Origin of the sequence: Herbidospora yilanensis (assembly GCF_001570565.1) — a bacterium.
Lineage (GTDB): Bacteria > Actinomycetota > Actinomycetes > Streptosporangiales > Streptosporangiaceae > Herbidospora > Herbidospora yilanensis.
Genome location: NZ_BBXE01000016.1, coordinates 1 through 25,781, shown reverse-complemented (window position 1 = coordinate 25,781; position 25,781 = coordinate 1). Strand labels below are relative to the sequence as shown.

Genomic DNA, 25,781 nt, shown 5'->3' with positions numbered 1-25,781 from the left:
GAGGGCTAACGCTTACTGTGTGGTGCAGGTGTCGTGGGTCGCGTCGAAGCCCTCGACGTCTTCGATGGTGGTCTTCGGTTCCTTGAGGCCCTGGTAGTCGGCGCCGAGCACCAGGACGACCCGCTGCGTCGTGCCGTTCTTCACGTTGAACGTGGTCGACTTCACCAGTTCGCGGAACACCCGGGCCGCGCGCGTCTGGCCGTTCGGGGTGTATTTCACGAACGTCTTCGGGTAGGGCTTGGGCGCGTCCTCGACGCCGAGGATGTGGTAGCCGCGCTGCTCCAGGATCGCCGCCACGTTCGTGGCCAGGCCGGAGCGGCCCGAGCCGTTCTGCACGAGCACGTGGATCTGGCTCTTGGGGATCTTCTGTTCGCCCGTGTCGACCTTCGAGGTGAGCTGGTCTTTGGCCACCATCGTGAACAGGCTCCTGGCCTGCGGCTGCACCCACTCGACCCGGCCGGGGCTGGTCAGCGAGTAGTGCCAGGGCGTGGTGATGAACCGGATCGAACCGGCCTTCAGGCCCTCGGCGCTCAGCGCCAGGTCTTTCAGCACCGACGGGGTCAGCTCGGGGTCGGTGGTGATCGACTTGGTCACCGCGTCGAGCAGGGCCAGCAGCGCGCCCGGGTTGGTGAGGGTCTCGCCGCTCATCGCCTTCTTCGCCATCGCGGCCAGGAACATCTGCTGGCGCTGGATGCGGCCGATGTCGGAGCCGTCGCCGAGGCTGTAGCGGGCGCGGACGTAACCGAGGCTCTGTTCCCCGTTGAGGGTCTGCTTGCCGGGCGCGAGGGTGAGCAGGGCCTTCTTGTCGCTGATCCCGGGTTCCGGTACGCAGACCGGCACGCCCCCCAGCGCGTCGACCATGGCCTTGAAGCCGGTGAAGTCGACCTTCACGTAGTGGTCGATGTGGATTTTGGTGAGCGTCTCGATCGTCTTCCACGTGCAGCCGATGCCCCCCGAGTTGAACGACTCGTTGATCATGCCGACGTGGGCGTTCTGGCCCGGGAAGCCCTTCCTGGCCCGGCAGGCCGGCAACTGCACGAGGGAGTCGCGCGGGAAGCTGATCAACGTGGCGCCGTCACGTTTGGGGGAGATGTGGGCCAGGATGATCGTGTCGGTGCGCTCTCCGGCGAAGTCGCCATACTTGGCGTTCGCGCCGTTGCGCTGGTCGGAGCCCACGATGAGCACGTTCAGCGCCGGGTTGATCTTCTCCGGACGCGGGCCGAGGTCGGACGTCGGGACCGACTCGTGCTTGACGGTGGTGACCTTCACGTAGCCGGTGACCACGAAGCTCACCGCCCCGACCACGACGCCCATGACCGCCGCGATCAGCACCTGCACCCATGCGACCCAAAGGCGGCGGGGCCGTTCGGGCAGTGGTGGCGGAACCAGCCTTGGACGCACGTCGACCTGACTCAACGCCCTACCCCCGGGGGAAACGGTCGGGGGGCCACCCCCCGGTCACCGCTGCAAAGTGTAACGACGAATCCCCTAATGCCCGGCCGAAACCGGCGGTCCGGTGCTTCCGCGAGGATTCAGACTGGCCGCCCGGTCTTCGAACGAACCGGGCTGGGAGCCGTCGATCAGGTCGAGCAGCATGCGTGCGGCGTGTGCCCCATAGGCCGGGATATCCCTGGTCAGGGCGGTCAGCGGGGGGCGTACGACCTGAGAGAGGGGTGAGTCGTCCCAGGCCACGATCGACAGGTCGGTGGGGACGGCCAGGCCCATCTCCTGGGCGACCGAGAGGCCGGCGACGGCCATGATGTCGTTGTCGTAGACGATCGCGGTCGGCCTGACCCGCGACGACAGCAGCCGCCGGGTGGCCCGCGCGCCCTCCTCGCCCGTGTAGTCGGTGTGCACGACCGGGCAGTCGTCGAGCCCGGCGCAGGCGCGGGCGAACTCGCGGTCGCGCAGTGTGGTGTGGACGAGTTTCGGCAGGCCCGCAATTCGGGCGATCCGCCGGTGGCCGAGGGCGGTGAGGTAGTCGACGGTCTCGCGTACCGGGGCGCCCTCGTCGGACCAGACCGGCACCAGCGTGCCCGTCCCGGACGGGTCGCCGATGACGACGACCGGCATGCCGAGTTCCTCCATGACCGGGACGCGCGGATCGTCGACGTGCAGGTCGACCAGGAACGCGCCGTCGATGCGGCCCTCGCCCCACCAGCGCTGGTGGACCGCGATCTCGGCGTCGTGGTCGCCGACGACCTGGAGCATGAGCGCGAAGTCGCGCGCCGACAACTCGGCCTCCAGGCCGCTGATGAGCTCCATGAAGAACGGTTCCATGCCGAGGATGCGGGCCGGGCGGCAGAGCGTCAGGCCGATCGCGTTGGCGCGGGCGCCGTTCAGGGCGCGGGCGGCGCTGTTCGGCCGCCAGCCGATTTCATCGGCTATCGCAAGAATGCGCTGCCGGGTGGACTCCGATACACCGGGTTGCCCGTTGAGCGCGTAGGACACCGCACCCTTGGAAACCCCCGCCTGACGTGCGATATCAGCGATCGTCGGTCTTTTCACGAACCCACCCCGTCGTGCGACTTAACTGGTTCAGCGTATATCAGGCTATTGACACCCCCGTCATGTGGATTTTACGGTCTCGGTACTTATCCGGTTCAGCCATGAATCACGCATTGGGAGCCTCTTGGGAGCGCTCCCAACCCGTCGGCCGGGGGCTCCCACCGGCCGGCCCATCGGGGTTGGCCAGCAGGTGTGGATGCAAGGAGTAGAGACGATGCGGAACCGCGCTACCCGGTTTCTGATCCCTATCGTGGCAGCGGGCTTACTCGCGGCCGCGTGTACGAGTGGTGGCACCCCCACTCCGGCCCCGGGAGCGACCGCGCCGGCCGCGCCGGCTCCCGCCGCCGAAGGCGGCGCCTTCCCGCGGAACGAGACCCTCTACACGAGCGGCACCCAGTGGGGACCACCCGCGAACTTCAACCCCATCCGTGAGTGGGACTCCGCGACCGGCACCAAGGGCCTGGTCTACGAGACGCTGTTCCACTTCGACCCGGTCGCCGGGAAGCTCACCCCGTGGCTGGCCGCGAGCGGGGCCTGGGTCGACGACACGACGTACGAGGTCAAGCTGCGGCCGAACATCACCTGGTCGGACGGCAAGCCGTTCACCGCCGAGGACGTCAAGTTCACCTTCGAACTCGGCAAGATGGAGACGATCCCCTACCACAACCTGTGGAACTGGCTCTCCGCCGTCGAGGCGCCCGACGCGTCGACCGTGCGGTTCAGCTTCTCCAAGGCCAACTACCAGCAGTGGGACTTCAACATCTACAGCCGGTCGATCGTGCCCAAGCACATCTGGGAGGGCCGGGCCGAGAAGGACGTGCTCGACGGGATCAACGAGAACCCGGTCGGCACCGGCGCGTACAAGTACCACAGCCATGACCAGGACCGCGTCGCGTGGGTGAAGAACGACACCTGGTGGGGCAAGGCGCAGCTCAACCTCGACCCGAAGCCGAAGTACATCGTCGACATCGTCAACTCCTCCAACGAGGTGGCGATGGGCCTGCTGCTCCAGAAGGGCCTCGACCTGTCCAACAACTTCCTGCCGGGCGCGGCCAACCTGGTCAGCGGCAACTTCGGCATCACCACGTTCTACCCAGAGCCGCCCTACATGTTGTCGGCCAACACCGCCTGGCTGGTGCCCAACACCACCAAGAAGCCGATGAACGACGCCGCGTTCCGCAAGGCGCTGGCCACCTCGGTCGACGTGAAGAAGATCGTCGAGGGCGTGTACGGCAACCTGGTCAAGCCCGCCAGCCCGACCGGCCTGCTGCCGCAGTGGGACCAGTTCGTCGACCAGGCGGTCGTCGGCCAGAAGGGCTTCGCGTTCGACACCGCCAAGGCCAAGCAGATGCTCGCCGCCGCCGGCTACAAGGACGCCAACGGCGACGGCATGGTCGAGAACAAGGACGGCTCGCCGATCGCGCTCAAGCTGATCGTGCCGGCCGGATGGACCGACTGGATGGAGGCCATCCGGGTCATCGCCACCGGCGCCAAGGCCGCCGGCATCAACGTCGAGGCCGAGTTCCCCGACTACAACGCCCTCGTCGAGGCCCGCAACTCGGGCAAGTTCGACCTGGTCATCAACAACGAGCGTCAGCTCTCGAACTCCCCGTACACCTACTTCGAGTACGTCTTCCAGCTCCCCGTCCAGGCGCAGCAGAACACCGTGAACTTCGGCCGGTACGAGAACGAGGAGGCCTGGAAGCTGGTGCAGCAGCTCGACGGCACCAAGACCGACGACGTCGAGGGCATGAAGAAGGTCGCCTCGCAGCTTGAGTCGATCATGCTCGACGAGATGCCGGTCATCCCGCTCTGGTACAACGGCCTCTGGTCGCAGGTCAGCAGCAGCGTGTGGAAGAACTGGCCCTCCAGCGAGGGCAGCGCGCCCAAGTCGGCGCCCACGATGTGGCGTAACTGGCTCGAACTCGGCGGCTTCGAGTCGCTCGCGTCGCTGCAGCCGGTCGCTCCCTAGCCAACCCGTCTCGGCCCTCCCCGGCGCTGCGAAGCCGGGGAGGGCCTCCCTAGGGAGAACCCCTCTTGCGTCGCTATTTCGGCAGGAAACTGCTCATCTACGGGCTGACCTTCTTCATGGCGGTGACCGTCAACTGGCTGGTGCCGCGCCTCATGCCGGGTGACCCCGTCGCGAGCATGCTGGCGCGGGCCCGGGTCGCGCAGCCCGAGGCCCAGGAAGCCCTGCGCGTCTACTACAACAACCTGTTCGGCTTCGACCTCCCCTGGTGGCAGCAGTATCTGAACTCCTGGGGATCCCTGTTCCGCGGCGACTTCGGGATCAGCCTGTGGGCGTTCCCGACGCCGGTCGCCGACCTGCTCACCCGGGCGGTGCCCTACTCGCTGGCGCTGCTCGTCCCGTCGATCCTGCTGAGCTGGGTGGTCGGGAACCGCCTCGGCGCGCTCGCCGCCCGCCGCAAGGTGCTGGACAACACCGTCCTGCCGGTCTCGTACGTGCTGACCGCCACCCCCTATCTCTGGCTGGCCGCCCTGATGGCCTGGGGCTTCGGCGTCGTGTGGGGGATCTTCCCGGTGGCCGGCGGCTACAGCTTCTCGATGACGCCCTCGTTGACGTGGGCGTTCGTCGCCGACCTGTTCTGGCACTGGTTGTTGCCGTTCGCGTCGTTGTTCCTGGTCGCGCTGGGCGGCTGGGCGATCGGCATGCGCAACGTGATCATCTACGAGCTCGAATCGGACTACGCCAACTACATGTCGGCGCTGGGCGCCCCCCAGAAGCTCATCCGGCGCTACGCCTTCAGGAACGCGGTGCTGCCGCAGATCACCGGTCTGGCGCTGCAACTGGGGGTGCTGGTCGCCGGCGCGCTGGTGACGGAGATCGTGTTCTCCTATCCGGGCCTCGGATCGCTGATCCTGGCGGCCATCCAGAACAAGGACTTCTTCCTGCTCCAGGGCGCGTTCCTGTTCATCGTGCTGGGCGTGCTGATCGCCAACTTCATCATCGACGTGGTCTACGTGATCGTCGATCCGCGTACGCGAGTCGGAATGGCGGGTGCCGCGGCATGAAGACGGAGGCGCTCTACTTCGCGATCCGCAACACGAAGCTGCTGGTGGGGGCCGGGATCATCCTGGTCCTGCTGGGCATCGGCGTGATCGGGCCGTTCTTCATCGACAAGCCCCCGACCGAGTACGTCGGCATGCAGATGCAGCCGCCCGGCGGGGAGTTCTGGCTCGGCACCAACACGTTCGGGCAGGACCTGTGGGCCCAGTTCGTGCACGGCCTGCGCACGACGTTCCTGGTCGGCGCGCTCGGCGGGGGCATCGCGGCGGTCATCGGCATGGTCGTCGGGTTCCTGGCCGGCTACAAGGGCGGCTGGATCGACGAGATCCTCAACATGCTCACCAACATCGTCCTGGTGCTGCCGACGCTGGCCGTGCTGTTCATCCTGAACGCCTACATCGGCGTCCGGAGCGCGGGCATGCAGGCCCTGTTCATCGGGCTGACGCAGTGGCCGTGGGCGGCCCGGTCGATCCGCGCCCAGACCTTCTCGCTGCGCGGACGCGACTTCGTCGACCTGGCCCGGCTCAGCGGCGTGGGGTCGGGCCGCATCATCATGCGCGAGATCGCCCCGAACATGAGCTCCTACCTGCTGCTCACGTTCATCCTGCTGTTCGGCGGCTCGATCCTGATCGCCTCGTCGCTCGACTTCATCGGCCTCGGCCCGACCGACGCCGTCTCCCTCGGCCTGATGCTGCAACAGGCCCACCAGTGGAGTGCGATGCACCTGGGCCTGTGGTGGTGGTTCGTCCCACCCGGAGCCGGCATCACCCTCATCGTCGGCGCCCTGTACGTCGCCAACGTCGGCCTCGACGAGGTGTTCAACCCCAAGCTGAGGGAGCTCTAGATGACCCTGGAAGTGGACGACCTCAGGGTCTACTACCGGACGTTGAAAGGCGACGTGCAGGCCCTCGACGGGGTCTCGTTCCCGTTGAGAGACGGCGAGATCCTGGGACTCGCGGGGGAGTCGGGCTGCGGCAAGACCACCCTCGGCAAGGCGCTGATCCGGCTCGACGGCCGGATGAAACACGTCGGCGGCAGCGTCACCCTCGACGGCCAGGTCCTCCCGATCGGCGACGACGCCAAGATGAACCCCTACCGGTTCAAGCACGTCTCGCTCATCCCGCAGTACTCGATGAGCGCGATGAACCCCACCCGCAAGATCGGCCGCATGGTCCGCGAGCTGCTCGAATCGCGCCGGGAGAAGCTCGACCTCGACGAACTGCACAACCGCCTCGACCTGGTGGAGCTGCCGAAGGACGTGCTCGGGAAGTACCCGATCGAGTTGTCCGGCGGCATGAAGCAGCGCATGGTCATGGTCATCTCGACGTTGCTCAACCCCTCGCTGCTGATCGCCGACGAGATCACCTCGGCCCTCGACGTCTCCACCCAGAAGGCCGTCGTCACCACGCTGAAGGGCTTCCGCGACCGCGGCTTCGTGAAGTCGATGATCTTCATCACCCACGACATCTCGCTGACCAACCAGCTCGCCGACACGATCATGGTCATGTACGCCGGGAAACTCGCCGAGAAGGCGCCCGCCTCGACCGTGGTGAACGCGCCGAAGCACCCGTACACCCAGCTTCTGATCTCCTCCCTCCCGGAGGTCGGGGTCCGGTACGCCGACAAGCGCCTCACCGGCATCCCCGGGAACCCGCCGTCGCTGCTCAAGCCCGAGCCCGGGTGCCGGTTCCGCGACCGCTGCCCGCTGGCGTTCGAGAAGTGCGCCGAGGACCCGCCGCCGGTCGAGGTCGAGAAGGACCACGTCGTCGCCTGCTGGAAGGCCGCCTGATGCTGAAACTCGACGGGGTCACCAAGGTCTACCGGATCGGCGCGTTCGGCGGGCAGACCATGACGGCGGTCGACGACGCCGGGTTCGAGATCAAGCCGGGCGAGGTGGTCTCGCTGATCGGCGAGAGCGGCAGCGGCAAGAGCACGATCGGCAAGATGGTGCTCCGGCTGCTCCCGCCGACCTCCGGGACGATCTCCATCGACGGCCGCGACGTGCGCGGGATCGGCAGGCGCGACTACTACCGCAAGGTCCAGGGCGTCTTCCAGGACCCGTTCAGCTCCTACAACCCGGTCTTCAAGGCCGACCGGGTCTTCGCCATGATCCGCGAGGTCTACTTCAGGGGCGTGCCCGACAAGGAGTGGACCGCGAAGATCGAAGCAGCCCTCGACGCCGTCCGGCTCAGCCCGGCGGCGGTGCTGAACAAGTTCCCCCACCAGTTGTCCGGCGGCCAGCTCCAGCGCCTCCTGATCGCGCGGGCGCTGCTGCTCGACATCGAATACCTGGTCGCCGACGAGATCATCTCGATGCTCGACGCGTCCACCCGCATCGACGTGCTGAACCTGTTGGCCGACCTCAAGCAGCGGGGCCTCGGGGTGCTGTTCATCACCCACGACCTCGCGCTGGGCAACTACATCAGTGAGCGGACGGTCGTGCTCCACAAGGGAAGGATCGTGGAGTACGGGCCCACCGACGCCGTGTTCGAGCAGCCGGAGCACGCCTATACGAAGAAGCTGCTGGCGTCGGTGCCGCAACTGCACACGAAATGGGAGGACGCGTCGTGATCAGGACGCTGCACGAAGGATGGACCGTCACGGCCGTCTCGTCGACCGGGCAACCCCGCCCGGTCGTGGCGGGGCTGCCGGCGACGGTGCCGGGATGCGTGCACACCGACCTGCTCGACGCGGGGATCATCCCCGACCCCTATCTCGACGACAACGAGAACAGACTCAAGTGGATCGGGCGCACCGACTGGTCGTACGAGACGGCCTTCGACTGGACCGACCCCGGCGACCAGCGGGCCGACCTCGTGTGCGAGGGCCTCGACACGGCCGCGACGGTGATCCTCAACGGCGTCCAGATCGGCCAGACCGCCAACCAGCACCGCGTCTACCGCTTCCCGGCCCGGCACCTGCTGCGGGAGGGGAAGAACACGCTGAAGGTGCTGTTCGAGGCCCCCTACGGCTACGCCGAGAAGCAGCGGGCCGCGCTCGGCGACCGGCCCGGCGCCTACAGTGAGCCCTACCAGTTCATCCGGAAGATGGCCTGCAACTTCGGCTGGGACTGGGGCCCGACCGTGGTCACCTCGGGCATCTGGCGGCCCATCTACCTGGAGACCTGGTCGTCGGCGCGGCTCGCGGAGGTCCGCCCGCTGGTGACCCTCGACGGCCGCGACGGGAAGGTGCGCGTCCACGTCACCGTCGACCGCGCCGCCCAGGCGCCGCTCACCGTGACCGCGTCCGTCGCCGGGGTCGAAGAGCGGGTACGCCTGGCGCCCGGCGAGCGCACCGCGGTCATCACCCTGACCGTGCCCGAGCCCGATCTGTGGTGGCCCCGGGGCTACGGCGAACAGGCGCTCTACCCGCTGACCGTGACCGTCGGCGACAGCGTGTGGTCCCGTGAAATCGGCTTCCGGTCGGTGGTGCTGGAGCGCGAGGCCTTCCGGCTGGTTGTGAACGGCCAGCCGGTCTTCATGAAGGGCTTCAACTGGATCCCCGACGACTGCTTCCCCAACCGGGTCACCCGGGAGCGGGTCGCCGAACGTTTTCAACAGGCTGTGGACACCGGCGCCAACACGCTGCGGGTCTGGGGCGGCGGCCTCTACGAGAGCGAGGACTTCTATGCCCAGGCCGACGCCCTCGGCGTGCTGGTCTGGCAGGACTTCCCGTTCGCCTGCGCCGCCTACCCCGAGGAGGGCCCGTTCCGGGCCGAGGTCGAGGCGGAGGCCCGCCAGCAGGTCACCCGCCTGTCGAGCCACCCCTCACTCGTGTTGTGGTGCGGCAACAACGAGAACATCGAGGGCCACGCCGACTGGGGCTGGCAGGACACCCTCGACGGCCGTAGCTGGGGCGCCGGGTTCTACTTCGACCTGCTCCCCAAGATCGTCGCCGACCTCGACCCGACGCGTCCCTACTGGCCGGGTTCGCCCTATTCGGGCAGCCCCGACGCCCCGCCGAACGACCCGTCACGCGGCACCACCCACATCTGGACCGTCTGGAACCGCGAGGACTACACCTTCTACGGCACCTACACCCCGCGCTTCGTCGCCGAGTTCGGCTTCCAGGGCCCGCCCGCCTTCGCCACGCTGCGCCGCGCCGTCTCCGACGAGCCGCTGACGCCGACGTCCAAAGGCGTCCTGCACCACCAGAAGGCGCAGGACGGCAACGGGAAACTGCTGCGCGGCCTCGGCGACCACCTGCCCCAACCGGGCAACTTCGACGACTGGCACTACTACACCCAGCTCAACCAGGCCCACGCGATGGCGTTCGGCGTCGAGCGGTTCCGCTCTTTGATGCCCTACTGCATGGGCACGATCGTCTGGCAGCTCAACGACTGCTGGCCCGTCACATCGTGGGCCGCCGTCGACGGCGACGGCCGCAGAAAGCCGCTCTGGTACGCCCTCCGCCGCAGCTTCGCCGACCGTCTCGTCACCTTCCAGAACCCCGAGACCGTTGTTGTCGTCAACGACACCTCCGACGAATGGCAGGCCGAACTGTCGGTGGTCCGGTTGACCGTCCACGGTGGCGAACTCGCGCGCGAACGTTTCCCGGTGCGCCTGGCCGCCCGCTCGGCGATGACCGTCCCGCTGCCGGCCTCGATGACGCCCGGCGACCCGTCGAAGGAGCTCGTGAGCGCCTCCGTCGGCGACCTGCGGGCCCTCCGGTTCCCCGCCGACGACCTGCCGCAGGCGTCCTACGACGTGACGACAGAGCAGCTCAGCGATGGTGTACGTGTCGAGATCACGGCCCGCACCCTGGTCCGCGACCTGGCCCTGTTCCCCGACCGCCTCGACCCCGCCGCGGTCGTCGACGACATGCTCGTCACCCTGCTCCCCGGAGAGACCGCGACCTTCGTCGTGACCGGGAAGGATCTCGGCCCGGACGCCCTGACGGCCTATCCGGTGCTCCGCTGCGTCAACGAATAGACAGGGGAACTCATGACCGTCTTGGCGATAGACATCGGAGGTACGAAGTTCGCCGCCGCGACGGTCGAACCCACGGGGACGATCACCGCCAAGCTGGAGATGCCGGTCGGCCCCGACCCCACGGCGACGCTGAAAGACATCGTGGCGCGGATCGTCGTCCCCGGGCTGATCTCCGAGGAGGGCCTGACCGGCGTCGGGATCGGCTCGGCCGGGCCGCTCGACGCGGTGCGGGGCACCGTGAGCCCGGTCAACATCTCAGTCTGGCGGGACTTCCCGCTGGTCAAGACCGTGGCCCAGTTGCTGCCCGGGGTGCCGGTGCACCTCGCGGGCGACGGGCAGCTCATGGCGCTCGGCGAGTGGTGGCGGGGCCGGTTCTCGGCCGGGGCGCTGCTCGGTGTCGTGGTGTCGACCGGCATCGGCGGCGGCCTGGTCTTCGAGGGACAGCCGCACCTCGGGCCCACCGGGAACGCCGGGCACATCGGGCACATCCGGGCCGGTGAAGGCTGGGAGGCGTGCCGGTGCGGGGCCGTCGGATGTGTGGAGACGATCGCGTCCGGGCCGTCGATGGTGCGGTGGGCGCTGGCCAACGGCTGGCAGCAGGCGGTGGAGCCGACCTTCTGGGCCGGCCGGCCGGTCGACGCGCGGGCGCTGGCCGCCGACGCCAAGCGCGGCGTCGCGGTGGCCGTGGAGGCGTTCGACCGGGCCGCGGGCGCGCTGGCCACCGCGATCCTCACGACGGCGGCCCTCTTCGACGTGGACAACGTCGTCGTCGGAGGCGGGGTGGCCGCCGCCGGCACGACGTTGCTGACCCCGCTGCGGCGGGCGGTGGCCGACCAGGCCGGGCTCGGGTTCCTGCGCCGCCTGAAGGTCGAGCCGACCAGCCTCGGCCGCGACGCCGGGCTGCTCGGGGCGGCGGCCCTGGCACTCGGCCGAGAGTGACATCCTGTTCACCGGAGGACGCCCCCCGGTTCATCTGGAATTGACACCCTCGATCCGAACGACCACACCGACTCACGAGGACGTGGACAACGTGGACCTGCTCACCAACCCGATCAAGGACTACGGATGGGGTTCCCGTACGGCCATCGCCGCGCTGATGGGCCGTACCGCGACCGGGCCCGAGGCGGAGATGTGGCTCGGGGCGCACCCGTCCGGCCCCTCGCGGCTGACGCGCGACGGTGTGGAACACGCCCTCAACGAGATCATCGCCGCCGACCCCGCCGGTGAGCTCGGGCCCGAGGTCGTCGAGCGGTTCGGTGAGCGGCTGCCCTACCTGATGAAGCTCATCGCGGTCGACGCCGCCCTCTCCATGCAGGTCCACCCCACCCTCGACCAGGCGGCCGAAGGGTTCCTGCGGGGCGACAAGAACTACTCCGACCCGTGGCCGAAGCCCGAGATGATCGTCGCGCTGACCCCGTTCTCCGCGCTGGCCGGCTTCCGGCCGGGCCCCGAGGCGGCGGCCCTGGTGGCGGCCCTCGAACTGCCCGCCCTTCAGCCGGTCGCCGACCGGCTCGCCGCCGGCGACGTGCTCGGCGCGCTGCGGGTGCTGCTCGAATGGCCCGCCGGCGAGCGGCCCGCACTGGTCGCCGACGTGGTGCGGGCGTCGTGCGACCCGCTGGTGGCGACCCTCGCCGAGACCTACCCGGCCGACCCCGCCGTGCTCGCGCCGCTGCTCATGCGCCACCACGAACTCGCTCCCGGCCAGGCCCTCTACCTGGGCGCCGGGGTGCTGCACGCCTACCTCAGCGGGTTCGGCGTCGAGATCATGGGCAGCTCCGACAACGTGCTGCGGGCCGGCCTGACCCCCAAGCCGATCGACGTCGAAGAGCTGCTGCGCATCACCGACCCCGGCGAGCAGCCCGCCGAGATCGCCCCCGTCGGCGACCTCTACCTGCCCCACTGCCCCGAGTTCCAGCTCCGCCGCATCGCCCCGGACGAGGGCCGCACTCTGCCGGGCGGCGTGCCCCGGATCGCGGTCTGCGTGGAGGGCGAGGTCGTTCTGGACGGCGAACTCAAGCTCCACCCCGGCGACTCGGCCTTCCACGCGGCGTCGGCGGGAGACTTCGAGGTCACGGGGGCGGGCGTGGTCTTCGTCGCGGAGCCCCGCCAGAACTGAGGGCCGGCCGGCCACGCGGCCGGGCCGGTCTGCTGGCCTCAGGACCTGCGCCTGTGATCAGCGGGCGGCCACGACCCGGATCTCGAAGCCGTCGCCGCTCACGACGTGGCCGGGGCGGACCTTGAAGCGTTTGCGCAGTTCGACCTCGCCGTCGACCAGAACGTAGCCCTCGGCGACCATGTATTTGGCCTCGCCGCCGCTCTCGGCGATGGACAGGTATTTCAGCAGGTCACAGAGCGGGATGAACTCGTCATCCAGTTCAAAGGTCTCGCGCACCTCCCCAGCATAGGGACGGTCAGCGGTTGCCCGCCCAGACGAACAGGGCGGCGCCCGTCAGCAGCAGCCCGGCGCAGCTCGCCACCGTGCGCAGGTGGTTCCACGGCGCCCACTTCGGCGCGAACTCGGCCCAGACCTGCGCGGCCCGCGCCGGATCGGCGACCTCCCCCGCCGCCAGCAGCGCGTTGTTCAACGGGACGTTCACGATCGCCGTCGGCACGAACGCGCCCAGCACGTAGACGGCCGTCGCGGCGAAGAAGAACATCGCGGCCCCACGCTGGCCCGAACCGAGGAGCAGTACCCCGGCGACGGCCGCGACCAGAGGCGCGCCGATGAAGGAGGCGAAGAAGACCGGGTTCAGGATCTTGACGTTGATCTGCCGCATCGCGGCGACGGCATGGTCGGCCCGCGAGGCGTTGAGCCCCGGGATGACCGACACCGAATAGGCGTAGAACAGCCCGGCGATATTGCCCATCAGCAGCAACGCCAGCCCGGCGACGACAGCGGTGAGTGGGAACATGACAACCTCTGTGTTTGATGGCCGCGCCTGTTTGATGGCCGCGCCTCCGGCGCGGCGGGCTTGGCCGCGTCCGGGCCTGGACTGAGGAGCGCAGGAGAGCGAAGCGAACCGGAGCGACGAGGGAAGGCCCGGACGCGGCCAAGCCACGACTGGCCGGCCTCACGACCAAGTCAGATGGTAAAGACCGGGTCTGGCCGGCGTATCCGACTGAGGGTTGGAGATGTCTCCGACCACGGGGGGAAGCCGGGGTGGCGTGTGATCTTTTGTTTGGTGTTCGTGCTGGTCACCTTGGGTTGGTATCTCCTCCGGGGGGTTTCGCGGTGGTCGCGGAGGGCTCGGCGGGTGGTGCGGGGTGGGTCGCCCTACACGCGGTTTCTGCATCAGTGGGTGTTGTCGGCGCCGGCCACGTTCACCTACATCGTGGTGTTCACGAGTTCGACGGTTCTGCAGCGGACGGGGCCGCCGGATCTGATCGACGTGTTGACGACGTTTCAGAGCACCAATCTGGTGCGGTTGTCCGACAATCCGCTCGTGGTGCTGGCCGACAGTGCGCTCTGGGTCTCGGATCGGGGCGCGTTTCTGACCTTCTACGTGGTCGTTTACGCGACCGTCGTCGCATGGGCGGAGCAGCGGTACGGCACTCCGCGGATCATCGTGATCGGGCTCTGCGGGCACGTGTTCGGGTCGTTGCTGACCGCCTTGGTGGAGTATCACGCGATCGTCAACGGGCTGGCTCCCGCGCGGCTGGCCGTCTCCACCGACGTCGGGGTCAGTTACATCATGGTCGCCGGGGTAATGGCGGCCGTGATCCTGATGCGGGGGCGGGGGCGGGCCGTGGGGGTGATCGCGCTGACGCTGGGCGTGGGGGCGCCGATCGTGATCAGCCGTACCGTCTGGGATCTGGGGCATCTGCTGGCCACGGTCTGCGGTCTGGTGGCCGCGCTGATCTGCCTGCGGGTCGCGCCGCCGCGTACACCACCCGCTTTTGACCTGGGGAAATGGGGTATGTCCCCTCCGTCGCCGGTCTTGGGGGGAAACGATGGCGCGGGGTGACGTGCCGCGGGTGGCGTCCATCGTGCTGACCGTGCTGGCGGTCTACTCGGCGGCCATCGCCATCGTGCCGCCGCTGCGGGAGGTGGCGCGGCCGCTGACCGCGCTGGTCGACGACTACGCCGTCCCGCTGACGCCCAACCTGGCCTACGCCGCCTTCCTCGGGCTGCTCGCCGGGGCGCTGGCGCGGCGCAAGCGGGTGGCCTGGCGGTTGCTGGTGCTGTTGCTGGCGTTCTCGGTGCTGCTCAGCGTGGTCTCGACACCGCTGGTGGCGATCGCGCCGCTGGCCGAGATACCCGACCAGGGACGGCTGCTCAGCGAGATACTGGTCTCCGGGGCGATCGCGCTGATCCTGATCGGCTACCTGTGGTGGGGGCGGGGCGAGTTCTTCGCCAAGACGCAGCCCGCGTCGTTCCGCAAGGCCACGGCCACGCTCATCGCGCTGCTCGGGGCGTCCTACGTCGTGGGCTTCCTGCTGACGATCTTCTTTCCGGGCGACCTGACACGGTCGGCCCGCGCGATCTGGGTGCTCAGCCGGGTGCTCGGCGGGGTGATCGAGGTCGAGGACTACGGCCATCCGCCGGTGTGGGTCGCGTTCCTGATCGGGCTGATGAGCGCCGTCGCGCTGCTGGTGGCGTTCGGGGTGCTGTTCCGGTCGCAGCGGCAGCGGGCCGTGCTCGCGCCCGGCGACGAGGAGCGGCTCCGGGGGCTGCTGGGCGAACGCGACTCGCTGGCCTACTTCGCCACCCGGCGCGACCGCAGCGTCATCTTCTCGCCGAGCGGCAAGGCCGCGGTGTCGTTCCGGGTGGTCAACGGGGTGACCCTCGCGGGCGGCGACCCGCTCGGCGATCCCGAGGCGTGGGACCACGCGATCAGGGCGTGGACCGGGCAGGCCCGCGAGTTCGGCTGGACCCTGGCCGCCATCGGCTGCGGCGCCGAAGGGGCCAGGGCCTACCAGCGGGCCGGCCTGAAGGTGCTCGAACTCGGCGACGAGGCCGTCATCGAGGTCAAGAGGTTCAGCCTCCAGGGCCGGGAGATGCGCGGCGTCCGCCAGGCCGCCAACCGGGTCGAGCGCGCCGGCTACCAGCTCCGGGTGCGCCGCCACGGCGACATCGCCCCCGAGGAGATGCGGCTGATCAGCGAACGCGCCGACGCCTGGCGCGACACCGAGACCGAACGCGGGTTCTCGATGGCCCTCGGCCGTCTCGGCGACCCGCTCGACGCGGGCTGCGTGCTGGTCGAGAGCCTCAGCAAGGAAGGCGACGAGGCGGCGTTGTTGTCGTTCGTGCCGTGGGGCGACCGCGGGCTCTCGCTCGACCTGATGCGCCGGGACCGGACTGCGGAGAACGGCCTGGTCGAGTTCATGGTCGCCGGGCTCGTCAGGAACGCCGGCTGGCTCGGGGTCGAACGGATCTCGCTCAACTTCGCGGTCTTCCGGTCGGCCTTCGAGGAGGGCGCGAGGATGGGCGCCGGCCCGGTGATCCGGGCCTGGCGGCGTACCTTGTTGTTCCTCTCACGCTGGTGGCAGCTCGAAGCGCTCTACCGGGCCAACGTGAAGTATCACCCTGAGTGGGTGCCCCGCTTCCTGGCGTACGAGGACACCCGCGACCTCGTCAGGGTGGGCATCGCCTCGGCCATCGCCGAAGGGTTCTTCAAGCCGCCGAGGCTGCCCCGGATGCTCAGCCCTGGACGAACACCGACCGCCAGTTCGGCTGCTCCAGGTAACGACGCATCTCGACCAGGCCGCTGAGCCAGCCGGCCCACGAGGCGTAGGGCGGCTGGGCCGCGTCGAACCCGCTCGTGACGAACGTCAGGGTGGTCTTGCCGCCGGAGCCCGCCAGCTCCCAGCTCGTCACCATGCCGCCCCAGTCGATCGTCGCCGAGCCGGAGTCGAGCGCGACGAACTTCGCCGCGTAGTCGCCGGCCGCCTCGAAGCCGCCCATCGCGAACCGGCCGCCGACCTCGGGCTCGATCTCGATCGGGTAGCCGAACCACGCGGTGGCCTGCCCGGAGTCGGTCAGCGCGGTGTAGACGCGGTCGGCCGGGGCGTCGATCTCCAGGGCGGCGGAGAACTCGCCGACCTTCGCCGTGTAGTCGACCTTCGGGCCGAGCTTCCGGCCCTCGACGTGGTCGGCCAGGTTGCCGAGGGCCAGCGCCCAGAAGGTCTCCAGCCCGGCGAGCGGGCTCGGGCTGCCCGAGAAGACGAGCGAGCGGTCGAAGTGGGACTGGATCACCGACACGAGGGTCTCGCCGTCGGTCTCGGCGAGCCGGATCTCGGTGGTGGTCTCGGTGCCGTCGATGGTCCAGGCGAACATGATCAGGTCGTCGGCCACCTCCAGCACCCGCTGGTGGGGGGCGTCGCCGTCGAGGGTGTGGCGGCCCCAGAAGTCGTAGCGGTCCGGCAGCTCGACCTCGGCGTGCTCGGCGAACCAGACGCGCAGCTCGGCGGGGTCGGTCAGGGCGTGGAACACCGTCTTGAGCGGGGCCTGGATCCGGACGGCCGAGATGGGGGACTGGGTCATGACGCTTCTCCTTGCTGGTTCGGGTAACAGGCCACGACGAGCTTGAAAGGGTCGCCTTCAGCTCCGCCGTACTTCGTGAACAGTCGTTGCAGGGTGGCTTGGAGCTCGGCCAGGAACTCCGGCCGTCGCTCCGGTGGGACGCGGATGTCGCCCGAGACGCCGATCGACGGCAACTCGGGAACCGATCGGTCGAGTGCGGCGATGTCGGCCTGAACCTCTTCGACCAGGTCGAGGAGGTGGCCCAGGCTGAGTTCGTCGCGGGCCCGGCCCAGGCCGATGTGGCCGACGAGCCGGGGTGAAAGCCAGTAGGAGCGGGCGGTGGCCTGGTAGATGCCCTCGGAGATGCCGCGCACCTTCCGTTCGGACACCTGCTCGACCAGCCCGGCCTCCACCAGGCGTTTCACGTGGTAGTAGACCCGTTGCGGGGTCTGCGCCAAGATCGCGCCCACTTCGCCGCAGGTGCGCGGCTCGGCGAGCTGCCGCAGCACGTCGATGCGCTGCGGCTTGAGCAAGGCCTCGGCCTGCTCGATCTCTTCCAGGTACAGGACGTCTCTCATCGCAAAAACAAGTTTGTACGTAAAAAACTTCCTTGTCAATAGGGCGCGAAACCGTGATGCGCACCGAGCGGGTGTCCCCCTAAAGTGCCCACCGTGGAACAAACCGACCGCCGGGCGCTCATCGCCGCGGGGGTGACCGTGGTGCTCTGGGCATCCGCGTTCGTCGCCATCAGGCACGCCGTGCTCTCTTACTCCCCCGGAGCCCTCGCCCTCGGGCGGATGCTGGCCGGGTCGCTGACCCTCCTGGTCATCCTGCTGGCCCGGCGCGAAGGGCTGCCGCCGCGTGCGGCCTGGCCCGGGATCGCCGTCTCCGGCGTGCTCTGGTTCGGCATCTACATGATCGCCCTCAACTGGGGCGAGCAGGAGGTCGACGCCGGGACGGCCGCCATGGTCGTCAACATCGGGCCGATCATCATCGCCCTGTTGTCGGGGCTGTTCCTCGCCGAAGGGTTCCCGCGCCGGCTGCTCATCGGCATGGCCGTGTCGTTCACCGGCGCGGTCGTCGTCGGCTTCTCCATGTCCGATGGCGGCGGGGCCTCGGTGCTGGGCGTGGCGCTCTGCGTGGTGGCCGCGCTGACCTGGGCGATCGCGACGATCGTGCAGAAGCCCGCGCTGCGGCACGCCTCCGCGCTCCAGGTGACCACCTTCGGCTGCCTCATCGGCGCGGTCACCTGCCTGCCGTTCGCCGGGCAACTCGTCGCCCAGGCCGCCGACGCGCCGCTGTCGGCCACGCTGAACCTGGTCTATCTCGGCGTTTTCCCAACGGCGTTGGCTTTCACGACGTGGGCGTACGCCCTGGCGAGGACGACGGCGGGGAAGATGGGCGCCACCACCTACGTGGTTCCGGCGATAGTGATCGTGATGGCGTGGGTGCTGCTGGGGGAGACCCCGACCTGGCTGGCCCTGGCGGGCGGCGCGCTCTGCCTGGCCGGCGTGGCCGTCTCACGACGCAGAACGGCCTGATCCCGGAGTCTTCTGGGCGCGGGCTCGTTGGACGGTGGGCCGTGACTCGATGTGCAGCCGGGCGTCGTGTGGGCCAAGCCGGCACCACAACGCCGGTCATGCGACGGAATGCGTGATCGTTCCCGAGTAGGAACCCGCCGCCGCCGATGACGGAACTCTGATGATTACTGTCGGATTCCACGCGACCGTGGTGTTCCCCACCGCCAGGGTCACGGTGAATGCCGTGTGCGTGCCCGTCAGGGCTATCGCGTTCACCGCCGTGAGCTGGCCCGGAGTGAACACGCCGACGCCGGAGGTGGCGGTCGCCGGGCCCGACCAGTAGGAGATGTTCGGTCTCGAGATCGTGGACGTGTTGCCGCCGACGGTGGTGGTGAAGTTGGTCGTGCTGACCGTCGCCGTGTAGCCGATCTGGACCGGCGAGTCACGGGTGTCGGCCACGGTGACCGTGCCGAGCGGGGCCGACAACTGGCCTCCGATGGTGGTGCTGCCGAGCGCCGCCGACGTGGGGGCGGTGATGGCGAGACCGGCGTTGGCCAGCCGTTTCGCCGAGTTCCGAGGTGCCGGGCGGGCCGGGGACGGTGGGCGGCCTTGGGCGGGTTTCTCCTGTGTGCCATCCAGGACGCCGCCCAGGGCTCCACCCTCCCCGGCTTCATCCGGTATGGCGGCCCACACGACGCCGGTGTCGGCCCGGTCGTCCGCGATGGCGGGGATCGCGGTCACGACGGCGGCGACCACCGCCACCAGGGTCGCCGTCACGCGTGGTCTCACGGTGTCCTCCGGGCTCGTCGCCAGATGAGGTAGCCACCGCCCGCCACCGCGAGCGCCCCCGCTGCGACGAGCAGGGCGGTCGGCGAGGGAAAGGCGGTGCTGCCCAGTTTCACGGGGGCCGCCGTGTCACGGGCGGCGGGGAACGTCACGGTCCCGCTCGCGGATCTGGTGGTACGCCCGCTCCTCAGCTCCAGGTCCGCCTTCCACGGCCCCGCGGGCAGCGAGGGATCGAGGAGGACCTCGACCCGGCCCACGTCCCGGGGCGCCATGGTCACGCCGCTGGTCACCGTGAACGGCCCGGCCGACGTGCCGCCGGGGCCCTCCGAGAGCCGCAGTTCGCCACTCATGTCGACGGCCCGCCGGCCGGTGTTGGTGACCTGCGCCTCCAGACGCGGCTTGCCCGCCGGGTCGCGGCTCGCCCAGATCCTGTCGACGCGGAAGTCGGTCGGCGGTTCGCCGCCGGCCCCGACGTCGAGGTAGACGCGGATGCCGACCCGGTTGTTGACCTGGACGTTGCGTTCCCCGGTCGCCCTCGCGCGGGCCTCGGCCCACATGACGGCGTACCGCTCGCCCTTCCAGGCGGTTCGCGGCACCCGGATGGTGGCCCTGAGTATTCGTTCCCCGCCGGGAGGCAGCGTGACGGCCGGGTGGTCGAACGTGATCCACGACGACAACTCGTTGCCCGTCTGTTCCGGCAGGAAGCCGAACTTCTTCTGCCTGATCTCCGCCCCTGCCGCGTACAACCACAACGTCTGGGGTCTCGCGGAGGTGTTGTTCACGGCGAACCGCCGGTGGATCACGGTTCCCGGCTTCACGTGGTCGACGATGTAGACCCGCGCACGCGGATCGTCGGCCCTGTCCTCTGGGGCCTCGACGAGCCTGATCCCGATCTGCCCCGCCGGCTTCGCGTCCGCCCGGCCGGTCAGGGCCGGCACGGCGAGCAGAACCAGGAGGGGCGCGATCAGGATCCGGTGGAGAGCGGCCCGGTCACGCGATCGAATGGGTCACCGTCCCCGTGTACGTGCCGGCGACCGCGGAGTTCGGGATGGTGACGCGCAGGGTCGGGTTCCAGGTGACCGTGTTGTTGCCGACCAGCGCGGTCGCGCTGAACGCGGTGACCTGGCCGGTGAGCGGCGCGGCCAGCGGCACGGTGAGCTGGCCGGGCACGAAGGTGCCGACGCCGGTCGTCGAGGTGGCCGCGCCCGAGGCGTACGCGGCGTCGGTCTTCGGGATCGTCTCGTTCGCGGTGCCGCCGCCCGTGGTGAAGTCGGTCGAGGAGACGTGGGCCGTCCACGAGCCGAGCAGCGTGGCACGCAGGTCGGTGACCGTGACCGGGCCGATCGTGCCCTGGAGGGTGGCACCTGAAGCGGTGTTGCCCAAGTTGATGCTCGCCGGGGCGCTGATGGTGAGCGCGCCGCCCTGGATCGTGAAGGTCACAGTGGTGTCGGCGGCCTGCGCCGGGGCAACGGAACCGATCAGCAGCACCATGGCCATGCCGATCACATACTTGAGAAACCGCATCGGTCATCCTCACATCGCCCGGAAACACCGGGTTGCGAACAAGTCAGCGCGAGCGTAGATCGCTGACGAGCCGCCCCCGGCGCTCCGCGCGCAGGTCAGAGGAGATCTTGACCATCCGCTGGATCACTACTTGGTGATCACCCTGTAGTGAGCTCGGGCAGCACCTTGGCGCCGAACGTCTCGATGAACCGGGTCTGCTCCCTGCCCACGTGATGCAGGTAGACCTCGTCGAATCCGGCGTCGGCGTAGCCGCGCAGCCAGTCGACGTGCCGTGAGGTGTCGGCGGACACGAAGACCGATTCGGCGACCTGCTCGGGGGTGACGAACCGGGCCACGCTGTCGAACATCTCCGGGGTGTCGAAGTCCCAGCTCCCGGGCGGGCCGACCACGTTCGACCGCCACTGGTCGTGCGCGGTCGCCAGCGCCTCCTCCTCACTCGGCGCCCAGCTCAGATGCACCTGTACGGCCGCCGGCCCCCGCCCGCCCGCCTCGCGGTAGGCGTCCAGGACCTCCTTGGACAGCGGACTGTTCACCGTGATGAGCCCGTCGGCCCACTCCGCGACCCACCTGGCGGTCTCCACGCTGACCGCGGCGCCGATCAGCTTCGGCGGCTCCGCCGGGAGCGACCACAGTCTGGCCCGGTCGACGGTGACGAGCCCGTCGTGGCTGACCTCTTCGCCGTTCAGCAGGGCCCTGATCACGTCGACGCACTCGCGCAGCCGCCGCTGCCGGATCTCCTTGCGCGGCCACCGGTCGCCGGTGACGTGCTCGTTCGACGCCTCGCCCGAGCCGAGCGCGGCCCAGAAACGGCCGGGGAACATCGCCGCGAGCGTGCCGATCGCCTGCGCGACGATGGCCGGGTGGTAGCGCTGGCCGGGCGCGTTCACCACGCCGTACCGCAGCGTCGTGGCCTGGAGCGCGGCGCCCAGCCACGACCACGCGAACCCCGACTCGCCCTGCCGGGCGCTCCAGGGCGCGATGTGGTCGGAGCACATCGCCATCGCGAAGCCGGCCTCGTCGGCCAGGCGGACGGCGTCCAGAAGATCACCGGGGGAAACCTGCTCATGAGAGGCGTGAAAGCCATAGATCGCCATCATGGTCGTCTACCCCCGCAAGTCATCCGCTATCGGCTGTAAAGCGGGCGGCTCTAGGGTGTCGCCATGTCCTCAAGATCACTGCTCGCCGGCGTCGCCCTGACCGCGACCGCCCTGCTGACCGTCGCCGCCCCCGCCGCCCAGGCGGCCACCCCCGCCACCGTCGCCAAGAAGCTCTTCGACGGCTGGCTCAAGAAGAACAAGACGACCATGGGCAAGTACGCCACCCCCGAGGTCGTCAGCAAGCTCCTCAAGTACAAGTTCCGCGCGCCCGACAAGTTCGCGGGCTGCACCGCCGGTGGAACGTGCCGATTCGTGCACACCAGCGTGAAGGTGCCGGGCGACCTCAAGGGTTTCCTCTTCCAGGTGAAGGGCGACAAGGTCGTCAAGGCGTGGACGTCGCAGCACATCACCTCGCCCGGCACGGTCGCGCAGTACTTCGTCAAGTCGTGGTGGGCCAACGACAGGAACCGGGCCCGCGAGGTCGCCACCGCCGGAGCCGTCAAGACCCTCTTCAAGGTCAAGTGGGACCCCAACGGCGTGCCCTACCACTGGCAGGGCTGCTCCAAGGAGCCCAAGGGCCACAGCTGCGCCTACTCCTACGAGGGCGGCGCCATGTTCCTGCACGTGCGGGGCACCAAGGCGGCCGGCTACTACGTGAACTCCGTGAGTTACATCGCCGACTGAACGTTGTCCGTCGAACCTCATCGAGGACTAGCGGACGTACACGTTCGGCCTGGCCGGGGTCGCCATCCCGTCGCCGATGAAGAAGCTCGGGTGGGGCGGCTGGTTGTAGGCGGTGTTCTGCCAGGCCAGCGCGACGCGGTACATCGGGTCGTGCAGCAGCGTGTGGATCTTCACGCTGGTCACCGTGGGCGTCGAGTAGATGCGCAGCGCCCGGTTGTCGCTGGTCGGCCAGATCACCTCTTCGCGCCAGTCGCCGAGGATGTCGCCCGACAACGACGGGGTCGCCTTGGTGCCGTTGTTGGAGTGGACGCCGGAAGCGGTCAGCAGGCGGGTGTCGCCGCCGGTGCCGTACTTGTCGATGCGCACGTCGTCGAGGAGTTCCCGGACGGGATCGGCGTCCCACCAGGCCAGGAAGTTGATCGACGAGGGCTCCCGGCCGAGGCTCGCGCCGGTCGGCGACCGGAGCGTGGTGTCGCGCGCCGACCACGACTCGGCGCCCGCGCTGCCGGCCCAGACGTCGCCCGAGACGCCCCGGCCGTTGTCGCCGCCCGAGGCGGTCTGCCAGAGGATCTGGCCGGTCCGTGCGTCGGCCATCCAGGAACCCGGCTTCGAGCCGTCCTCGCTGACCTTGAAGATCTCCAGGCCCTGCCGCGACGGGTTCAGGTCGCCCACGTGCAGCGCGTCGCCGTGGCCGAGGCCGGTGTTGTAGAGGCCCGAGCCGTTGTCGTTGATGACGGCCGCGCCGAAGACGATCTCGTCGCGGCCGTCGGCGTCGACGTCGGCGATCGAGAGCTGGTGGTTGCCCTGGCCCGCGTAGGAGGTGGCGTTGTTGGAGTCGAACGTCCACCGGCGGGTGAGCGCGCCGTTGCGGAAGTCCCAGGCCACCACGACCGCCCGGGTGTAGTAGCCCCGAGACATGATCAGCGAGGGGCGCTGGCCGTCGAGGTAGGCCGTGCCGGCCAGGAACCGGTCGACGCGGTTGCCGTAGTTGTCGCCCCAGCTTGAGACGGTGCCCCGGCCCGGCTGGTAGTCGACGGTCGACATCGCGGCGCCCGTCTGGCCGTTGAACACGGTCAGGAACTCGGGGCCGGAGAGCACGTAGCCGCCGGAGTTGACGTAGTTCGCCGACGCGTTGCCGATCACGGTGCCCCGGCCGTCGACGGTCCCGTCGGCGGTCTTCATGGCGACCTCGGCGCGACCGTCGCCGTCGTAGTCGTATACCTGGAACTGCGTGTAGTGCGCCCCGGCGCGGATGTTGCGGCCGAGGTTGATCCGCCACAGGCGGGTGCCGTCGAGTTTGACGCCGTCGACGTAGACCGGGGACGTGACGCCCGACTGGGAGTTGTCCTTGGCGTCGTTCGGCTCCCACTTCAGCACCAGGTCGACGCGGCCGTCACCATCGAGATCGCCGACACTGGCGTCGTTGGCGGTGTAGTTGGAGCTCGGCGGCGTGATGGGGACGTCCAGGTAGCCGCCCGCGAACCGCAGCGACGTCTCGGAGCTCGGCCCTTCCACACCGCCGTTCACCGCCCTGATCGTGTACGTCGCGTCGGAGGCCGCCCCGCTGTCCAGGTAGTTCGTGGAGTCGGAGACGGTGGCCACGCGGGTGCCCGACCGGTAGACGTTGAACGAGGTGTCCCGGGCCTCGGTGCCGAGCAGCCGCCACGACACGAGGTTCGCGCTGCCGCTGCGGACCGAGATGACGCCGCGGTCGAGGTCCTCGACCTGCTTCGCGCCGCTGGGCGTGGGGGTCGGCGTCGGGGTGGGGGTCGGCGTCGGGGTGGGCGTCGGTGTCGGGGTGGGCGTCGGTGTGGGGGTCGGCGTCGGGCTGGGCTGGGGGCCGTTGCAGGGGACGCCGTTGAGGGCGAAGTTCGTGGGCGCGGGGTTGTTGGTCCCGCTCATGGAGGCGTTGAAGCCGAACGCGGTCGAGGCGCCCGTCGCGAGCTGGCGGTTGTAGCCGGCGTCGTCCGCCGTCACGTTGCCGCCGCTCTGGGTGAGGGCGGTGTTCCACGCCTGGGTGATCTGCTGCCCGGCTGTGAACGTCCAGGTCACCCGCCATCCGTCGACCGGGTCGCCGAGGTTGTTGACGGTGACGGTGGTCGAGAACCCGCCGGGCCACGCACTGCCGACGGAGTAGTCGATCCGGCAGGCCACGGCGGCCGTGGCCGGACCCTGCAGGGCGACCGCGGCCACCAGCAGCCCTGCCGCGACGAGGGCGAAACGTTTCATAGCCGGTCCAATCTGGGGGAGCGTCAGGCCCAGAACGTAGAAATCCCGACTCAACCGGTCAACGATCGTCGACATCGCCGTAATGTCATCCGAGGTCGTGACTGAAACGTTCAGATCAGCCGATTCGGACTCATGGGTCTCATGTCCATTTTTGATTGGCGGCCGGGCCGCACGAGAAAGCCTGATCTGTCGGCACACGGCGCACCTGTCGGGCGCGGCCGACAATGGCTGACCCTTCGCCGGGATATCCGGATTTAGTCAGCGTACCGGCACCGAAAAAAGGGACACAAGCCCACATCGCGGCGCTCGAATTTTTTCTTCTGAAGTTTGTTTACAGGCGTGATCGCCGGGGGTAGTTCAGGGGTGTCACTAAATAAGGCGCCACCCCCCGGGGCGAAAATCAAATGAGCTCGATATTTGTGGGGGTGTGTTGTGGGCAGACTGATCGGCAGAACATGGGCGGTTCTCGTCTCGCTCGCCTTCGCCGTCATCGGATTGTTCGTTCCCGCAGGTACGGCTCTTGCCCTGTCGGTGACGCCGGTGCCGGACGTGGTGGTCGACACTGAGGAGACCGCCACCGGGCGCATCAATCTACCGTGGTGGCCCGGCGATCTCGCGCCGGGCGGAGATGCCACGATGACGCGCACGATAAAAACAACGAGAAATTATCTGCTCGTCGAATTCGTGCCGGTGATTCTGGTCAGAGATAATCGGCCGGTTCAGGTATACGGCGCGTGGCGGCTGCCAACCTCCGCCCACGTCGCCGGCACCCCCGGACACCGGGCCCGCGCACCGCCTCACACCTGAGCCTGATCAAGACCTACCGCGATAAGAGATCACGATTGGCGTGCCCCCACCAACGGGGGCACAGCGGTACCTTTCCTCCCCCACGAAGCTTGCGGGAATACAACTCCGGCGCGACCCCGTTCGGCGTCGACCGGAGGTGCCGAGGGGTGGGCGAATGCGTGGCCATGGCTGAGCCGCGCAGTCCCTCCCCAGACGAGATGACCA

24 protein-coding genes are annotated in these 25,781 nt (G+C 69.1%); 13 read left to right on the top strand and 11 right to left on the bottom strand.

Going from position 1 to position 25,781, the window contains the following annotated elements; all coding sequences use genetic code 11:
* Nucleotides 1-12 precede the first annotated feature (12 nt).
* Both AW273_RS08140 and AW273_RS08135 read right to left on the bottom strand, forming a co-directional pair.
* A complete protein-coding gene (locus AW273_RS08140) occupies nucleotides 13-1,338 on the bottom strand; it encodes an LCP family protein (RefSeq protein ID WP_232327184.1) in 1,326 nt (441 codons plus the stop codon).
* Nucleotides 1,339-1,488: 150 nt separating this feature from the next.
* Complete coding sequence (locus AW273_RS08135; protein ID WP_062346843.1) at nucleotides 1,489-2,508, bottom strand: LacI family DNA-binding transcriptional regulator; 1,020 nt, start codon at nucleotides 2,506-2,508, stop codon at nucleotides 1,489-1,491.
* Between the two features lie 250 nt (nucleotides 2,509-2,758).
* Between AW273_RS08135 and AW273_RS08130 the strand changes: the two genes are divergently transcribed.
* The 8 genes from AW273_RS08130 (at nucleotide 2,759) to manA (ending at nucleotide 12,583) form a co-directional block, all read left to right on the top strand.
* A complete protein-coding gene (locus AW273_RS08130; protein ID WP_232327183.1) occupies nucleotides 2,759-4,480 on the top strand; it encodes an ABC transporter substrate-binding protein in 1,722 nt (573 codons plus the stop codon).
* 65 nt (nucleotides 4,481-4,545) lie between these two features.
* Nucleotides 4,546-5,541: an ABC transporter permease gene (locus AW273_RS08125; protein ID WP_062346841.1), complete on the top strand. Its 996-nt coding sequence runs from the start codon at nucleotides 4,546-4,548 to the stop codon at nucleotides 5,539-5,541.
* Nucleotides 5,538-6,380 (top strand): ABC transporter permease, encoded by an 843-nt coding sequence (locus AW273_RS08120; protein WP_062346840.1) that lies wholly within the window; start codon nucleotides 5,538-5,540, stop codon nucleotides 6,378-6,380. Before AW273_RS08125 ends, AW273_RS08120 begins: the two co-directional genes overlap by 4 nt.
* A complete protein-coding gene (locus AW273_RS08115) occupies nucleotides 6,381-7,325 on the top strand; it encodes an ABC transporter ATP-binding protein (RefSeq protein WP_062346839.1) in 945 nt (314 codons plus the stop codon). It begins immediately after the preceding gene.
* Nucleotides 7,325-8,107 carry an ABC transporter ATP-binding protein gene (locus AW273_RS08110; protein ID WP_083949605.1) on the top strand — a complete coding sequence of 261 codons (783 nt, stop codon included), beginning with the start codon at nucleotides 7,325-7,327 and terminating at the stop codon, nucleotides 8,105-8,107. The genes AW273_RS08115 and AW273_RS08110 overlap by 1 nt, the downstream gene beginning before the upstream one ends.
* Nucleotides 8,104-10,467, top strand: coding sequence for a glycoside hydrolase family 2 protein (locus AW273_RS08105; RefSeq protein WP_369409034.1), 2,364 nt, complete (start codon nucleotides 8,104-8,106; stop codon nucleotides 10,465-10,467). The genes AW273_RS08110 and AW273_RS08105 overlap by 4 nt, the downstream gene beginning before the upstream one ends.
* Before the next feature lie 12 nt (nucleotides 10,468-10,479).
* The gene (locus AW273_RS08100; protein ID WP_062346835.1) at nucleotides 10,480-11,406 is read left to right on the top strand and encodes an ROK family protein; all 927 of its coding nucleotides are present in this window, start codon (nucleotides 10,480-10,482) and stop codon (nucleotides 11,404-11,406) included.
* A gap of 82 nt (nucleotides 11,407-11,488) precedes the next feature.
* Entirely contained in the window at nucleotides 11,489-12,583 is a 1,095-nt protein-coding gene (gene manA, locus AW273_RS08095; protein WP_062346833.1) for a mannose-6-phosphate isomerase, class I, read from the top strand.
* 57 nt (nucleotides 12,584-12,640) lie between these two features.
* Here manA and AW273_RS08090 read toward each other — a convergent pair whose 3' ends face one another.
* Together AW273_RS08090 and AW273_RS08085 are read right to left on the bottom strand one after the other, a co-directional pair.
* Nucleotides 12,641-12,859 (bottom strand): RNA-binding S4 domain-containing protein, encoded by a 219-nt coding sequence (locus tag AW273_RS08090; protein WP_062346831.1) that lies wholly within the window; start codon nucleotides 12,857-12,859, stop codon nucleotides 12,641-12,643.
* Nucleotides 12,860-12,878: 19 nt separating this feature from the next.
* A complete protein-coding gene (locus tag AW273_RS08085) occupies nucleotides 12,879-13,379 on the bottom strand; it encodes an anthrone oxygenase family protein (protein ID WP_062346829.1) in 501 nt (166 codons plus the stop codon).
* A 270-nt stretch (nucleotides 13,380-13,649) separates the two neighbouring features.
* Here AW273_RS08085 and AW273_RS08080 point away from each other — a divergent pair, with 270 nt between their 5' ends.
* Both AW273_RS08080 and AW273_RS08075 read left to right on the top strand, forming a co-directional pair.
* The gene (locus AW273_RS08080; protein WP_198168056.1) at nucleotides 13,650-14,432 is read left to right on the top strand and encodes a rhomboid-like protein; all 783 of its coding nucleotides are present in this window, start codon (nucleotides 13,650-13,652) and stop codon (nucleotides 14,430-14,432) included.
* Nucleotides 14,419-16,179 (top strand): phosphatidylglycerol lysyltransferase domain-containing protein, encoded by a 1,761-nt coding sequence (locus AW273_RS08075; protein WP_062346826.1) that lies wholly within the window; start codon nucleotides 14,419-14,421, stop codon nucleotides 16,177-16,179. The genes AW273_RS08080 and AW273_RS08075 overlap by 14 nt, the downstream gene beginning before the upstream one ends.
* Here the strand turns inward: AW273_RS08075 and AW273_RS08070 are convergent.
* Both AW273_RS08070 and AW273_RS08065 read right to left on the bottom strand, forming a co-directional pair.
* Nucleotides 16,109-16,951: an SRPBCC family protein gene (locus AW273_RS08070; RefSeq protein WP_062346824.1), complete on the bottom strand. Its 843-nt coding sequence runs from the start codon at nucleotides 16,949-16,951 to the stop codon at nucleotides 16,109-16,111. The genes AW273_RS08075 and AW273_RS08070 overlap by 71 nt on opposite strands.
* Nucleotides 16,948-17,508: a winged helix-turn-helix domain-containing protein gene (locus tag AW273_RS08065; RefSeq protein ID WP_062346822.1), complete on the bottom strand. Its 561-nt coding sequence runs from the start codon at nucleotides 17,506-17,508 to the stop codon at nucleotides 16,948-16,950. Before AW273_RS08065 ends, AW273_RS08070 begins: the two co-directional genes overlap by 4 nt.
* A gap of 93 nt (nucleotides 17,509-17,601) precedes the next feature.
* Here AW273_RS08065 and AW273_RS08060 point away from each other — a divergent pair, with 93 nt between their 5' ends.
* Nucleotides 17,602-18,471 carry a DMT family transporter gene (locus tag AW273_RS08060; protein ID WP_062347357.1) on the top strand — a complete coding sequence of 290 codons (870 nt, stop codon included), beginning with the start codon at nucleotides 17,602-17,604 and terminating at the stop codon, nucleotides 18,469-18,471.
* Nucleotides 18,472-18,567: 96 nt separating this feature from the next.
* Here the strand turns inward: AW273_RS08060 and AW273_RS08055 are convergent, their stop codons facing one another.
* The 4 genes from AW273_RS08055 to AW273_RS08040 all read right to left on the bottom strand — a co-directional run bounded on the left by AW273_RS08055 (nucleotide 18,568) and on the right by AW273_RS08040 (nucleotide 21,857).
* Complete coding sequence (locus tag AW273_RS08055) at nucleotides 18,568-19,239, bottom strand: hypothetical protein (protein WP_157555640.1); 672 nt, start codon at nucleotides 19,237-19,239, stop codon at nucleotides 18,568-18,570.
* A complete protein-coding gene (locus tag AW273_RS08050; RefSeq protein WP_062346817.1) occupies nucleotides 19,236-20,174 on the bottom strand; it encodes a hypothetical protein in 939 nt (312 codons plus the stop codon). Before AW273_RS08050 ends, AW273_RS08055 begins: the two co-directional genes overlap by 4 nt.
* Nucleotides 20,175-20,226: 52 nt before the next feature.
* Nucleotides 20,227-20,760 (bottom strand): hypothetical protein, encoded by a 534-nt coding sequence (locus AW273_RS08045; RefSeq protein ID WP_062346815.1) that lies wholly within the window; start codon nucleotides 20,758-20,760, stop codon nucleotides 20,227-20,229.
* 137 nt (nucleotides 20,761-20,897) lie between these two features.
* Nucleotides 20,898-21,857: a TIGR03885 family FMN-dependent LLM class oxidoreductase gene (locus tag AW273_RS08040; RefSeq protein ID WP_232327181.1), complete on the bottom strand. Its 960-nt coding sequence runs from the start codon at nucleotides 21,855-21,857 to the stop codon at nucleotides 20,898-20,900.
* Between the two features lie 63 nt (nucleotides 21,858-21,920).
* Between AW273_RS08040 and AW273_RS08035 the strand changes: the two genes are divergently transcribed.
* Nucleotides 21,921-22,541: a hypothetical protein gene (locus tag AW273_RS08035; protein WP_062346813.1), complete on the top strand. Its 621-nt coding sequence runs from the start codon at nucleotides 21,921-21,923 to the stop codon at nucleotides 22,539-22,541.
* A gap of 27 nt (nucleotides 22,542-22,568) precedes the next feature.
* Here the strand turns inward: AW273_RS08035 and AW273_RS08030 are convergent, their stop codons facing one another.
* Nucleotides 22,569-24,770, bottom strand: coding sequence for a rhamnogalacturonan lyase family protein (locus tag AW273_RS08030; protein ID WP_157555639.1), 2,202 nt, complete (start codon nucleotides 24,768-24,770; stop codon nucleotides 22,569-22,571).
* Between the two features lie 432 nt (nucleotides 24,771-25,202).
* Here AW273_RS08030 and AW273_RS37070 point away from each other — a divergent pair, with 432 nt between their 5' ends.
* Nucleotides 25,203-25,577 (top strand): hypothetical protein, encoded by a 375-nt coding sequence (locus AW273_RS37070; protein WP_157555638.1) that lies wholly within the window; start codon nucleotides 25,203-25,205, stop codon nucleotides 25,575-25,577.
* The last annotated feature ends 204 nt before the right edge of the window (nucleotides 25,578-25,781 follow it).